Genomic DNA, 13,935 nt, shown 5'->3' on the forward strand with positions numbered 1-13,935 from the left:
ACAGCAAATGTGAAAGGTAATAGATTGATTATTAAAAAGATTAAATTTGAAACGAAATAGCATTGCCCAGAGATATCTGGGCAATCGAGTTCTATAAGACGTGTATTAGCGTTCGCTTTCGATAAGAATTGAAGAGACGGGCTCAAGCTGAATCGAGACGTCGTTGTTACTGGTTGCCACCTTTTGCTTTGTCATGGCATTGAAGAAAGCTGGATTGGTGATATTCAGTTTCCAGACAGGCAGAGTGAGCGACTTTACATTATTCCCCAAATTGAAAGCCGCGATCACACATTGTCCAGCGAGTTGACGAGCATAGGCAAAGCTTGTGTCATCTTGGTAAAGCAGCACAAAATCACCTTCTTGTAGAGCAGGTTGAGTTTTACGGATCTCAATCAGTTGCTTGATAAAAGGTAAATAGGTGTTGTGGACTACTTCTTCCCAAGGCATACATCGGCGATTGTCTGGATCATGGCTTCCCTCCATGCCTAGTTCTGTACCGTAATAGAGACAAGGTGTGCCAACGTAGCTAAACAACAAAGTTGCAGCCAGCCTGAACAGCCTAGGATCGTGTTTAACCAACTCCATAAATCGTGCAGTATCGTGGCTGTCTAATTGATTTAACTGGCTAAGTTGATTCAACCAAGGAACTTTTGCTCTGGCTTCGGACAACCAATTGAGAAACTCAGGTACAGATATTGATATTGGATCAAAGGCAATGTCGAGATTGGCAAGCAGGGCACGCAGTGGGTGAGCGAAACCATAGTAGTTCATCGCACCGTCTTCCTGATCGCCTTGTAGCCACTGAGTGGCTTCAAAGAAGTGTTCACCTAGAACATAGCAATCAGGATTGACGGATTTAGCCGCTTGGCGAAACGCTTTGACATAGTGCTGGTTATTCTTAGCACCTTGTCCTTCACCGAGCATATGGATTACGTCGAACCGCCAACCATCAATAGAATAGGGCGGTTTTAGCCAGTGTTTGATGACGGCATCGTCACCGAGGTAAATGTAATTTCTTACGCGGCTGTTTTCAAAATTGAGGACAGGCAGTGACTTAATACCTTTCCACCCCTCATAGAGCTGACTTTCTCCTTCAAAAAGGTAGTAATCGCGATATTCAGAGTGAGTTCCTTGATAGGCACCCACTTCGGAATGCAAACCTTGCAGATTGAACCATGGGTGCTCTGTTGAGGTGTGATTAAAAACCGCATCCAACATGATTTTCATATCGCGCTGATGGATTTGTTGGCAGAGCTCGGTGAAATGTTGGTTGCTCCCAAGGTGTGGGTCGACAGTCAAATAGTCGCTGGTATCGTACTTGTGGTTGCTCGGAGCGGTAAAAATGGGATTAAGATACAAAGCAGTGATGCCAAGTGTTTCAAGGTAGTCCAGCTTTTGTTCAACGCCGTGTAAATCACCGCCATAGAACTCGCAGCCAGCATTGCCGTTACTGACATCAACAGGCTCACCCCATTGTTTGGCAACGACGTTTCTTGTTCCTCCTGAAACCTTGTATTCGCCAGTCTTAACACTGATCTCAGAGTTTCCATTACAGAATCGGTCGGGAAATATCTGATAGAACACCTGCTTGTTGACCCAAGCCGGAGGCTGATGCTTAGAGTTGAACTTAAAGTGGGTCTCTCTTGGCGGCATACGTGTATGGAGGCCTTTTGCATCTAGCCAAAGCTGACGCTGGGGCATGAGAATCTTAAACGCGTAGCGAGTGAGGTCTTGATCTGAGTTGGCAGTGATTGATGCGGCCCAGAAGGTAAGATGATGTGTTTCACCATCGGGCTGCATTTCTACCAGATATTCTTCATTGTCAGGTTCGTGACGGACCAAGACTTTGTTCAACTCAGTGCCTTTTTCTATTGCAAGCTTGAGGGTTAGCGTGTCATTGGTAACACGAAACCAGTCTTTACTTTGGCCATGAAAGATAAATGGATGTGTCATAACTTTTGTTCCGAATCAGGGGCGACAAGCTCAAGGAACAGGCTTGCCAGTGGGGAAAGCAGCATAGAAATGGAAGCTGATGTTTGAGTCACATTCAGGGTGTACTCAGAGTTGCTCATCCTATCTATCCAACGATATTGTCCGGGAAGCAGCTGCCAGTCAGAAATGAGCGAGTAAGGGAGAATCAGTTCGACTTGTTTACCTTGTTGCGCGCTGAAATTGGCAACAACAATCAGTTTTTGTTCTTTACTGGATCTGGCGAAAGCGAACAACTGATCTTGCATTTCGCCGAAATTGTCAAAGTTCGCAGCGTAAAGGTCGTGGTAGTCTCCCAATAGGGCAGGGCTTTTTAACGTTAGGTTAAGCAGCTTTTGGTAGAAGGCTTTCAGCGCTTCTTCATCCTCACTCAGTTGGCCTCCGTCAAAAGCGCCATGGTTCATCCAACGCTGATGGTGAGGTACGCCCACATAGTCGAATATTGACGTGCGGCTAGGAGTACCAAATCCACCGAACTCCGCCCCAGGCTCACCGACTTCTTGACCGAAATAGATCATGCTAGGAGAGCTTGATAGGCAAGTAGACACCAACATGGCGGGTTTGCCTTTTTGAGCACATCCCGCAAATTCGGGCGAGGCAAGTCTCTGTTCATCATGGTTGTCGAGGAAGTGCAGCATATGGTGCTCAATATCGCGTAGCTGATACTCAATGCGGCCAATCTCTCGCGTAGAACCGTGACCTTGTATAATTGATTTCAACTGGTCATAGAGATCAACCTTGTCGTAGAGATAATCCATTTTTCCGAGCTGGATATAGTCGCGATAAAGATCCGGCTGATAGACCTCAGCCATTAGAAAAGCATCTTGATTAGCCATTTTTATCGAAGAATTGAGATAGCTCCAGAACTCGACAGGTACCATTTCGGCCATATCGTAGCGAAAGCCATCGACGCCTTGTTCAAGCCAGTAAAGTGCGATATCCCGAAACTTTTTCCACGAATCCGGAACGGATTTATCCTGCCAGAATTGATGGTGCTCCGAATGAGGCTTAAAGCGGTATTCTTCTGACAAGATAGGAAAGTCTTTGCTGCCGTCAGGGCGAACACCATAATTGACTTTTACTGTCTCGTACCAATCATCAATAGACGGCTGAGCTTTCCTTGAGCCATTGCCTGTCCATTTCGCCGGAAACTCCTGATAGGGCGTCTCCAAGTGTGGATGCACGTCTCCTCCAAGGATCTTTTCAGTCGATAATTCGCTTGGCAGTTCAAAAGGAGCATCTGGAATATAGTAGAAGTTGTTGTCTTTGTGATAACCGACATTGGTGTCATCGTGAGCTCCAAAATCTTCCACACCTGAAGGGTTGTTTAACCCTTTATAAACCCGAGCCACATGATTAGGTACGATGTCGATGATCACTTTGAGGCCAGCATTGTGGGTGCGACTGATTAAATCGTCGAATTCCTGGTTTCGTCGACTGGGGTCATCAGCTAGATCTGGGTTGACCGAGTAGTAATCCTTTACCGCGTAAGGAGAGCCTGCACGGCCTTTGACAACCGAAGGGTGATCATTGTCGATTCCTACATGCGTGTAATCATTGACCAGAGCATGATGTGGTACGCCAGTAAACCAGATGTGTGTGATGCCCAAATCACGAATTTCATTTAAAGCCTTTTCAGTAAAGTGACTGAACTTGCCAACCCCATTGGTATCTATGTTGCCCCATGGCTGATTGATGGTATTCGTGTTGCCAAACAGACGGGTAAAGACCTGATAAATATTGTACTTCTTCATTCAACAATCTAACCATTCTTATTGAGGTTGATTTAAGGCTAGTGGAAATTGATGGGGTTTGACTCCTCCTTTTGGCGAGAGTGTGGGGCGTAGAAAGACGCTCAGTGATGAAAACGTGAGATAGAACGAAAAACGCCGTGCGAGGCACGGCGTTTGTATTACGAAAGGTGATTATTTCAGGTCTTGATCAAAGTCACCGTGGAAGTGATCGTGGTCAGAGACGCTATCTGCCGCTTTGAGTCTTTCGCCAATGCGTAGTTTCTCTTTTGGCGCTTCAGCAGTAGAGAAGGCACGCTGTACTTTCACTTCAGGTTCTGCTGGCTGCTCTGGGAACAACTGTTTGCTCATTGCGTAGTAAGTTGTTACGTAAGCAAGTGACTGAGTATTGGTGTAAAGCGCGTTCTGGTTAACGTTATTCACGTCATCACACGCCTGGTGGTAACACTTATCGTAAGACACATCGATGTCACCGCCGAATTTCTCAACTTCTTCAGCTGTTTTCACTTTCTCTGCACCAGTGAACAGGCCACCAAATGCAACACCCCAGTCAGCGAAACCTGCGTAGTCAGAACGTTTCGATAGAGCTTGAGGAATGGTTGCTTCTTGTTTATCAGTAAAGAACTCTTGGAAGATAGACTCGATGTCAGATGTGCCGTATGGCGGTTTGAAATCGCCAGTGTAAGCATTATCTGGGCTGTCTTTAGTATCAGACAAGTCACCGTCCATTACACCATAGATGTAGTTAGGTGAACCAATCATGTCGAAGTTCAGGTACAGCTTCACTTTATTGAGCTCAGTGTAACGAGCTTCAACCAGTTCTACCTGATCTGGCGTTAGCTCACTTGGATCTTTCAAACCTAGTTCTTCAAGAATCTGAGCCTGTGCGTCATTGTAAATTGGTTGGAACAAGTCATTGGTGTAGTACTCAGAACCCACTAGACCTGCTTCTTCAGCCGCCCACCATGCGAAGCGCACTTTATTCTTCACTGGTACTTCAAGCTCAGATAGGGTCACGGCGTATTCAAGTAGGCCAGCTGTACCTGTGCCGTTATCGTTGATACCTGGACCTTCTGGAACAGAGTCGAGGTGAGCACCAAGCATGACGACTTGATCGTCGTTACCGCGAGGGGTTTCTGCAAGAATGTTTTGCGTTACGACGTCTTCATCTTTCACATTGACCGTAAGATTTGCCAATACCGTTTCAGATTGTGCTTTGTTGTACCACTCTTGACCAAGATCGAAGCGCGCTCCTAAAGCGGCAATGGTCGCTTTCGTATCACTTCCTAGCGTGCCGTTAACGACAGATTTTCTGCCTTCATCGTTGCCTTGGTTGAAGACGATAACCGCTTTCGCTCCTGCGTTTTCTGCGTTAACAACTTTTGCGTCAAATGCACAGCCACCACGCTGGATAACGGCAATCTTGCCTGCTACGTCTTTGCCTGTGAAGTCAGATGCTTCACAGCCATCAGTGCTGTCGTAATCGGGTGCATCAAAGCGGAAGTCTGGTGTAACGAACGCGAGCTCGCCACTGACCTGGCCATTGGAGTTACCTGAGTAAGACATGACGGCGAAGTCTGCTTCAACACCTTCATCGGCTTCGCGTACGCTGAGAAGATCTTTGCCATCGACGTTAGCTTTCGTGCCAACTAACTCTTCCCAAGCGCGGAAGTCAAACTCTTGTGTAGTAACGATGTAACCATGTTCTTTCATTGTTTCGACAATGAACTCAACCGAGTTGGCGTAACCCTTGGTGCCGGCTGCACGAGTAATGGAATTGCCATCTGTAGTGGCAGAAGCCAAACCTTCTAGCGTTACTAGGTGGCTGACAACTTCATCTCTATCGATGTTTTCACTGACGTATTTTGCCACCTCACGTGGATCGTCCCAGAAACACCCTGATAGCATGGTGGTACTGATAACAGTCGCGAGAATGGATTTTTTTGTTGTTATGCTTACTTGCATGTGTGACTCCTTTTTGAACAATCCATTCAATTCTTCACAAAAGATTAAGTTATAAAAATGTTAAAATTAACATATTTTATAAAAATGAATGCATATCAAATAATACAAATGAGAAAGATGTAATTCATAGGTAGAGCTAATGTTCTAGATCTCAAAATCAACATTTTCAATTAGTTATGAGATTTTTATGGTCTTTTAATTGATAAGTTTGTTATCTGGTAAACTGTGATACATGGCAACATGATATGCAGTTAAATTCATATTAATTTTTACTGTTAGCTGCATAGTTGTGTAATTGATAGGTGGTGGGAGATTGAGGAATCGATGATTAGAAGCGACTCATTCCTAATCATCGAACAATAGATTGATTGCTATTGCCATCAAAACTAAACCTGAGATTGGCAGCAAGACACCCAATGGCGAGCGCTCTATGTAAGGCAGATTCTCTGCAATCAATAAGCCCCACTCAGGTTCTGGCGGTTTAACGCCAAGTCCGATAAAACTCAGAGAAGTTAGGCTGAGCGTAATGTACGGCAAACGCAGAAACGCATGACGAATCAATGGCGGCAGCACATAAGGCAACAAGTAGTAACGTAGTACTCGCCACTGACTGGTTCCCCAAATGGGCGCAAGATGCGTATAAGGTTGCGCTTTGGCTTCCATCAACAAGCTCGCGCAGTGCGCCGCTAATGGTGCCCACGACACCATAACAATCGCAATCAAGGCACTGTTTGGGTTCATCCCCGTTAGGCCAGCAATCAGCAGACCCGCCACAATGTATGGCACACCTTTGGTGATCTCAATTAAGCCTTGGCTATAACGAGTCACGAAGCCAAGCAGTAAACCAATCACCAAACTTAGGAACGTCGCGATGATGCCCATTTTGATTGTCGACATCATACCGCCGCCAACACGAGCAAGCAGATCTCGCCCGACCGCATCGGCACCAAACGGTGCTGCTAAGCTTGGCGATTCAAGGCGGGTAAATTGGATTGTGTAAGGATCGCGCATTAACGCCCACCCCGCACAACCAATCAGCAAGGCAAAGATTGTCGCACTGACGATACGTTTGGTGGTGCTTTGGGTAAAACGGAACGTACTGTGACTGCTGATCAACTTGCCACTTGTGACACTGTGCCCGAGTAACCAGCGTTGCAATAAGATGCTCGCACTGCTGATCAGCATCGAGAACACCAGCAACACCAACAAGCCTCCTTGCAACATCGGCAGATCTTGTGACTTCGCCGCGCCTAAAATTAGTCGTCCGATACCCGGAATGGAGAACACCTGTTCCACAGCAACCGCGCCGCCGGTCAAACCAATCACCGTCATTGCGATTTGAGGAATCAAGTTACTAACGGCACGCCACAAGGCAAAGCGTAAGATTTGAAACTGACTGACGTTCGCCGATAGCCAAGTGATCACCCAAGGTTCATCTAATACACGCTTGAGGCTGTCATTGAGCAAGCGACCGAACAAGCCAGCAGCAGGCAATGCCATTGCCAAACTTGGTAGCCAGAGGTTTTGCACGCCTTGCCAACCATAAGGCGGGAACCAGCCCAACCAAATGGAAAACACCATGATCAGCAATGAAGCAATCACGTACTCAGGCAATGAAACCAACACCGAACTGAGCGTGTCATGATGTTTGTCTAAATGATTCTGTTGCCAACGACGCACAGTGTAAAGCACGCTCGCCATGCACATTACAAATGCCATACCTAACGCTGTAAGCATCAGTAGTAGCGACGTTTTTGCGGTTTGTTGAACGCTCTCCATCACGGATGCGCCACTCACCCAAGAGACACCTAAGTCACCTTGCATGGCAAGCGTCAACCAATCCCACAGTCGCTCAGCAGCGCTGCGGTCAAGTTGAAGATCTTCTCGAATGGCTTGCAGAGCTTCTGCCGTCAGCAACTGTTGAGCACCCGCACGAGCACGGAGGATTGATTGGCTTGGGTCGATACCTGCAATATCCGGCATCAAACCCACCAGCACAACCACTACCCCGAGTGACAGGAAGCGCGACAAAAAACGCGTAAACCATTCAGGCATACAAGTGCTCAAACAAGAGCGCATGTTGGCAACAGACGACATCGAGTTAGTTCACCTGTGTAAACTGGTCGATCAGGCGACGCTCACGTGGGTCACGTTGCGCATTCTTCACGCGGTCACTCTCACCTTGGATTACTCGCTCGTGCAGCAGTGGAATCACAGCGTATTGCTCAAGGATTTTACTTTCTGCTTCGATGATCGCTTGCTGGCGCTTCTCACCCAAAGGCTGACGATCAGCGTGTTTCAATGCTGCGTCCACTTCTTCAGAGCAGAACTGTCCTAGGTTGTAAGAACCTTTACAGCTAAAGTCACTTTGCATGTACGCCACTGGGTCACCAGAATCCAGCACAGTTGCACGTGACAACAAGAAGGCATCAAACTTACCTGCTAGTGCATCGTTTTCGATTTGTGCGTATTCACGAACGTCTAGCTCAACTACAAAGCCAGCCGCTTCAAGTTGTTGCTTTAGTAGCACCGCCACTTCTGGCAACTCAGCACGGTCGGTAAACGTACCGATGGTGATCTTCTCACCATTCGCGTGGCGCATTTCCATGGTTTCCATACGAGGATTCGCATCACGAATTGGCCCCGCCCATGCCAGTGCAGGACCTAAAAGATCTTTCGCTGAATCGGCGTGGTTCTCGTAAACCGTTTTGATGATTTGCTCACGGTTAACCGCTTGAGCCGCTGCTTTACGTAAACCAAACTGGCTAAATACATCCGATTTGTTGTTCAGGTAAAGCGTGTTGGTACGCGGCATTGCAACTTCGTGCAGCCGTGAAGATTCCATCATCGCGATTTGCGATACAGGAACGGCTTCAACTACATCCGCCTCACCGGTACGCAGTGCTGCAGCACGCGCAAAACCGTTTGGTACGTATTCAGCAAAGATACTGTCTACTTTTGCTTTTTCACCCCAGTAACCGTCAAAACGCTTCAATTTAGCGCTGGTTGTCCCGTTGATTTCTGTTAGAGCGAATGGACCTGTACCCGCATTGATTGGTACAACACGACCGTTTTCTTGGTATGCAACACCAGAAAGGATCGCTAACTGTGGGCTAGATAGACGGCTTGGCAACAATGGATCGTTAAAGGTCGTTTTGATTTCAACAGTGAAGTCGTCCAATGCGCGAACTTGCCATTCGATACCATCCAAAATGCGTGGCTTAGGTGCGGCATCTAATGCTTTTTGTAGAGAGTTCACAACCGCGTTGGCATCAAGGTCAGAACCATCGTGGAATTTCACGCCCTTACGTACCGTAAATTGCCACGTCATCGGGTCAACTTGTTCCCATTCTGTTGCCAGCATAGGCTCTGCTACCGACTGATCGTTTAGGTTCACCAACGTTTCTGCTGTGCTCCAACGTGACAGTTTGAACGCGTCATCTGAAAGTGGCGACAAACCTGTGCGTGGTGGTTGCATCATGGCAACGCGAATTTCCGTTGCTTGCGGTGCAGCTGCTTTTTCCGCTTCTGGCTTGCTTTCGCCAGAGTCAAAACAACCCGTCAGCAGTGCGCTTAAAGCCAGCGACAAAGCTAACTTGGGAGTACTAAGGTGCATAAGAAACCTCTCCAATGGTTTTTGTGAATTCATTACTTTTGTGTTGAGCGCTCATCAAGGCTCTCGTGATCAAGTGTGATGGGTTATTTGTCACGTTATGTGCTGTGCCGTGCTCGACAACGCGCCCTTTGTCTAACACTAGGATTTCATCGCATAGGGTTTGTGCAGCATCGAGGTCATGTGTCACCAAAATCAGGCGCATTTGACGACTCTTTTGAATACCTGCCAACAGGTCGAGAATCTGTTTACGACTGACGGGATCTAGGCTGCTGGTTGGCTCATCGGCAACCAACACACAAGGCTCAACAATCAAAGCTCTGGCGATAGCCACTCGTTGGGCTTGCCCAACTGATAATTGCTGTGGGTTACGATCCAGCAAAGTGAGTTCCAAACCGACATCCGCCAATACCTTTTCGACCTTCTCATTGAGCCCTTGCGTTACACCAATATTGCTTAGCGGCTCCAGTAAGATCTGGCGAACACTGTAATACGGATTCAAGCTCGATTGCGGCTCTTGCGGAATCAATTGAATGTGCTGACACAGCTCTTGGCGCTGATTAGCCGACATACGCGATAGCGGATAGCCACAGACATACACTTCACCAGATGTGGGTTTACGAAGACCAAAAAGAAGCTCAATCAAGGTCGATTTACCCGCACCAGAAGGACCAACAATCGCAATGTTCTGTGTGTCGATAGCGAGATCCAATTGTTCGAGCGCTTTAAACGGTTTGCCCCCTAACCAACTTGGTTTGGAGTAATAGTGAACACTGACTTGCTCAAAGCGAACTTCCGCCGATTTAGGCTGCGTGTGCCCGCTCAAGTTATGCTTAGTCAAAATAGGCTCCAGAGATGAGGTTAAGGCAGCAGTTGCGCAAGTTGTTGGCAGAAAGGATGCGAACTTTGCTGAATGGCTTGCCATGGTGCGCCATAAGCCACCATGGTGTTGTCCGCAATCACCAAGACTTTGTCACACGCCAAAGCCGCAGATAGATCGTGCGTGATCAACAAACCACTGATGTTGCGTTGTTGAACACTACTGCGGATCAACTCAAGGATCTCCGCTTCAGTGATTGGGTCGAGCGCACTGGTGGGCTCATCAGCGATGATCAAGTTGGCACTACCAAGCAACGCAATCGCAATACAAATACGCTGGCGCTGACCACCAGATAACTGGCTTGGATGCTGCGCTAATGCTGCTTTTGGATCCGCAAATCCGAGTTGAGACAACAAGGTCGTCACCGTGTCTCGGTTTGCTGAAGACAAGCGTGTTTTGTTGCCCGTTAACGCCAAACACAGTTGTTGTTCGACAGAGGCCAATGGATTCAGCGCTTTAAGTGCATCTTGGAAAATGACCGCTGGACGTTGCGAATGACTGCGTTGCAACATGCTAGTTTTTGCGACTTCACTGCTGTTGAGCTGGATACTTCCGTCTACCCAAATATCAGACGGCAAAAAACCTGCGACGGCTTTCGACAACATGGATTTACCAATGCCAGAAGGTCCCATAATGGCAAGAACTTCACCTTGGGACAGCTCAAAAGAAATGTCTTTGAAGAGTGTGTGTTCTGAGTCTGCAAGGCTGAAATTATTAACGGAGAGTATTGGTTGAGAAATCACGACATCAAAATAAATGTAACATTATAACATAACAATGCTATCACGTGATTTTGTGCAATAAAACCGTCTGGAGTAGTTATTTCAGCTTATTTTTCCCTCACATCATCAATGCGAACTATCGCGATTGGTATGATTCACAATGATATGAAATGACGTCCATTTAATATGACTAAAGACATTTTTTCTTCACCTGAATGATGCTTGGGTACAAGAAAACAAAGCGTCCAACGTAGAACACAGTAAATGCCAGCCACAAACCGTGATTGCCCCAGTATTGCACCGCAATAAATTGGGTCACTAAGAACACTATCATGGTTAGGAAGGTAGAGTTACGCACTGGTCGCGTGGTCCCTGTGCCGGTAAAGATGCCGTAAAACGTAAGACCAAAACCCGCAACCAATGGGAACACCAATAACCAAGGGCTCATGTCGAGATACAGCTCAACAAGGTTTGGCAAAGTGGTAAACAACGTCACCACTTGGTGTTTGAACAGCACCAACAGCAAGGTCAAGACAACGACGAACGCTGCGGTCCATTGCGTGTTTAGCTTAATCACGTTATCAAGCAATCTCGGATTCTTCTGCCCAACCGTTTTACCTGCAAAGACGCTCGACGCATTCGCCACACCATCAAACATGTAGCTGACGATGAAGGTCACTTGCATCAAGATTGCGTTCACTGCGAGCACATCAGAACCAAGCTGAGAGCCTACACGCGCCATCATGTTGAAGAACACCAGTAGACACAAAGTACGAAGCAGCAGATCCATATTGGAAGACGCAATGACCTTGAGATCTTTACGCGTCATTTTTGCGGTCTGAATGTAATCAAACAACGAAAAACGACAGGTTCTCAACACCAGCACCGCACCAATAACAAACGTCGAGATTTGCGCGATAAGTGTCGCCAACGCAACACCAGCAATTCCCATGTCGAAGTACAACACAAATACGACATCCAGCACTATGTTCAGCACGTTGCCAAACACTTGCGTGAACAAGGTTTCTTTGGCTTTCGCCTGCCCCATTAACCAACCAATAACGGTGTAATTCAGCAGTACAAATGGCGCACCAAAGATCATGATATCGAAGTAAATCTTAGTGTTTTCTGCCACGACTGCATCAGGGGAGATAATCAGTTTTGCGCCCATCCAAATCACGGACTGCAATGCAATAAAAATCAAGCCAAGGCTGAGCGAAAGTACGAAAGGACGAAATAAGCTGCTCGCTTGCTCTTCTGGACTGTTTTTACCTAACGCAATCGCACTTTGCCCTGTGGTACTGACTCGGAAAAAGCCAAATAGCCAATACAAGGTGTTCATGATGACCGTACCGACCGCTACACCACCAATCATCTCAGCGACACCGAGCCTACCAATCACGGCAGTGTCCACCGCCCCCAACAAAGGCTGAGTTACAGTAGAAACGATGAAAGGAAATGCAATTTTAAAGTAGTCTTTGTGGGTCAGAGCCATCTTATTCTGCCGAGTTTTATATGAACAGTGTCAGGGTGGAGGAGGGAGATGATGTCCAAGATCAGGATGAGAGTCAAAGATTGTATTGATTATCATTACAGTAAATAACAAAACCCAAAAATATAACAAGGCTAAGCATATTAAATGCTTAGCCTTTACTTGTTGATAATTTGGTTTGTGAATCTTTAGTTTTAGTGCGTAACTTTTGGTTAGCCTTTCATCACTTCCATCACAGTGTGTCCCGTGGCGAGTTTTGCACTACGGGCGACGCGTAGATTTGATTTGGCGAGTAGCTTTTCCATATCGCTTAAGCTGCGTTGATGGGTGCCGTCTTCACAGATAACCGATTGGAAGAGGGCGTTGAACAGCAGTCGTGGAGAGCGCTCACCGTCTTCAACGAGAGGTTCAATCACCAGCAGGCGATTGTCTTCTAGCGATCGAGCAACCGTGTCGAGTATGTCTTTACAAGACTGTGTATTCCAGTTGTGCAGGACGTTTTTCAGCAGATAAATATCGTAGCCGGAGGGGATAGAATCGAAGAAATCGCCGCAGCAGACCTCAACTCTGTCGTGAATGTCGCTGGGCAAGTACTGCCAACTTTGCTCGCACACTTCTTCTCGGTCAAAGATACACCCAGACAAATGTTCGTAGCGATTGAGTAACTCTGCGGTAATTACGCCGCTTCCGCCACCAATGTCCATCAAGCTACCCGCAAAACTGAACATATCTGGAAAAACTCTGGCGAGCTCTGAGCCCACTGGTCTTGAAAAGTCACGCATAGCGAGATCATACACGGGGGAACGAGAAGGTGTGGATTCTAAATACTGGTAAAGCGTCTGGTCATAGATGTGTTTGAATCCGGAGTCTCCAGTTTTACAGGTATGGAGTAGTCCCTCATAGCCGCGATAATATTCTTCGCCGAACAGTCGGCAGAAATGTCGCATAGATTGGGGGTGGTCGGAAAGAAGCAGCATGGAATGCGTGTTATTGCTGATCATTCGATCATCTTCAACATCAAAAAAACCAAACAGCTCGACGACCTTAAGCGTATTTAGCAGGACAGTCTTATCCGCATTACAAGCTAAAGCAAGTGCGTCGATGTCGAGCGAGCCCTCTTTTAATAAGTCGGCAAGCCCCAGTTCTGCGGCCACATTGAGTGCTTTGGCTGCCAGAGGCAGCATCATGATTTCAGATATCTTTTTAGTGGACTCTACATTACTCATAAAACTACCTCATTAAACCGTTATTTATTGCGTATTTAGCAAGCTAGCTTTGAAAACTTAATATTTAATTAAGATTGAATGAGTACAGAATATTATTGGCGGTGTAGGTTACTAATGAAGGTTTTATCATTATTACCTGATGATTATATTTGAGTTATTTCTTCATTTATAAAAAGAGAATAAATTTAATTCTAAAGTGTTTTTTATGTCTGTTTATAGTCAATTTAAAGTCAGTTTATAATTGATAATATTGAATTTAAAGTAAGTTTTATCTCCATAAGTGGTTGTTATTTGGTT

9 protein-coding genes are annotated in these 13,935 nt (G+C 46.5%); all 9 read right to left on the reverse strand.

Annotated features, from left to right (window positions below; translation table 11 throughout):
* Positions 1-105: 105 nt before the first annotated feature.
* The 9 genes from malZ to QMA41_RS12150 all read right to left on the reverse strand — a co-directional run bounded on the left by malZ (position 106) and on the right by QMA41_RS12150 (position 13,638).
* Positions 106-1,953 carry a maltodextrin glucosidase gene (gene malZ, locus QMA41_RS12110; protein ID WP_281629778.1) on the reverse strand — a complete coding sequence of 616 codons (1,848 nt, stop codon included), beginning with the start codon at positions 1,951-1,953 and terminating at the stop codon, positions 106-108.
* Positions 1,950-3,743: an alpha-amylase family glycosyl hydrolase gene (locus tag QMA41_RS12115; RefSeq protein WP_281629779.1), complete on the reverse strand. Its 1,794-nt coding sequence runs from the start codon at positions 3,741-3,743 to the stop codon at positions 1,950-1,952. The genes malZ and QMA41_RS12115 overlap by 4 nt, the downstream gene beginning before the upstream one ends.
* Positions 3,744-3,914: 171 nt before the next feature.
* Positions 3,915-5,705 (reverse strand): M28 family metallopeptidase, encoded by a 1,791-nt coding sequence (locus QMA41_RS12120; protein ID WP_281629780.1) that lies wholly within the window; start codon positions 5,703-5,705, stop codon positions 3,915-3,917.
* 345 nt (positions 5,706-6,050) lie between these two features.
* Entirely contained in the window at positions 6,051-7,760 is a 1,710-nt protein-coding gene (locus QMA41_RS12125; RefSeq protein WP_281629781.1) for an ABC transporter permease subunit, read from the reverse strand.
* A 46-nt stretch (positions 7,761-7,806) separates the two neighbouring features.
* A complete protein-coding gene (locus tag QMA41_RS12130; protein ID WP_281629782.1) occupies positions 7,807-9,321 on the reverse strand; it encodes an ABC transporter substrate-binding protein in 1,515 nt (504 codons plus the stop codon).
* On the reverse strand, positions 9,311-10,159 hold the full coding sequence (locus QMA41_RS12135) for a dipeptide/oligopeptide/nickel ABC transporter ATP-binding protein (protein WP_281629783.1): 849 nt from the start codon (positions 10,157-10,159) through the stop codon (positions 9,311-9,313). Before QMA41_RS12135 ends, QMA41_RS12130 begins: the two co-directional genes overlap by 11 nt.
* Before the next feature lie 20 nt (positions 10,160-10,179).
* Complete coding sequence (locus QMA41_RS12140) at positions 10,180-10,941, reverse strand: ATP-binding cassette domain-containing protein (RefSeq protein WP_281629784.1); 762 nt, start codon at positions 10,939-10,941, stop codon at positions 10,180-10,182.
* Between the two features lie 169 nt (positions 10,942-11,110).
* Positions 11,111-12,415, reverse strand: coding sequence for an MATE family efflux transporter (locus QMA41_RS12145; protein ID WP_281629785.1), 1,305 nt, complete (start codon positions 12,413-12,415; stop codon positions 11,111-11,113).
* A gap of 209 nt (positions 12,416-12,624) precedes the next feature.
* Positions 12,625-13,638 (reverse strand): methyltransferase, encoded by a 1,014-nt coding sequence (locus QMA41_RS12150; protein ID WP_281629786.1) that lies wholly within the window; start codon positions 13,636-13,638, stop codon positions 12,625-12,627.
* Positions 13,639-13,935 lie beyond the last annotated feature (297 nt).

The organism is Vibrio sp. St2, assembly GCF_947311885.1.
GTDB classification, from domain to species: domain Bacteria; phylum Pseudomonadota; class Gammaproteobacteria; order Enterobacterales; family Vibrionaceae; genus Vibrio; species Vibrio coralliilyticus.

Coding starts and splice junctions, on each gene's coding strand:
- malZ (WP_281629778.1), bottom strand. CDS start 1,953: ATGACACATCCATTTATCTTTCATGGCCAAAGTAAAGACTGGTTTCGT.
- QMA41_RS12115 (WP_281629779.1), bottom strand. CDS start 3,743: ATGAAGAAGTACAATATTTATCAGGTCTTTACCCGTCTGTTTGGCAAC.
- QMA41_RS12120 (WP_281629780.1), bottom strand. CDS start 5,705: ATGCAAGTAAGCATAACAACAAAAAAATCCATTCTCGCGACTGTTATC.
- QMA41_RS12125 (WP_281629781.1), bottom strand. CDS start 7,760: ATGCCTGAATGGTTTACGCGTTTTTTGTCGCGCTTCCTGTCACTCGGG.
- QMA41_RS12130 (WP_281629782.1), bottom strand. CDS start 9,321: ATGCACCTTAGTACTCCCAAGTTAGCTTTGTCGCTGGCTTTAAGCGCA.
- QMA41_RS12145 (WP_281629785.1), bottom strand. CDS start 12,415: ATGGCTCTGACCCACAAAGACTACTTTAAAATTGCATTTCCTTTCATC.
- QMA41_RS12150 (WP_281629786.1), bottom strand. CDS start 13,638: ATGAGTAATGTAGAGTCCACTAAAAAGATATCTGAAATCATGATGCTG.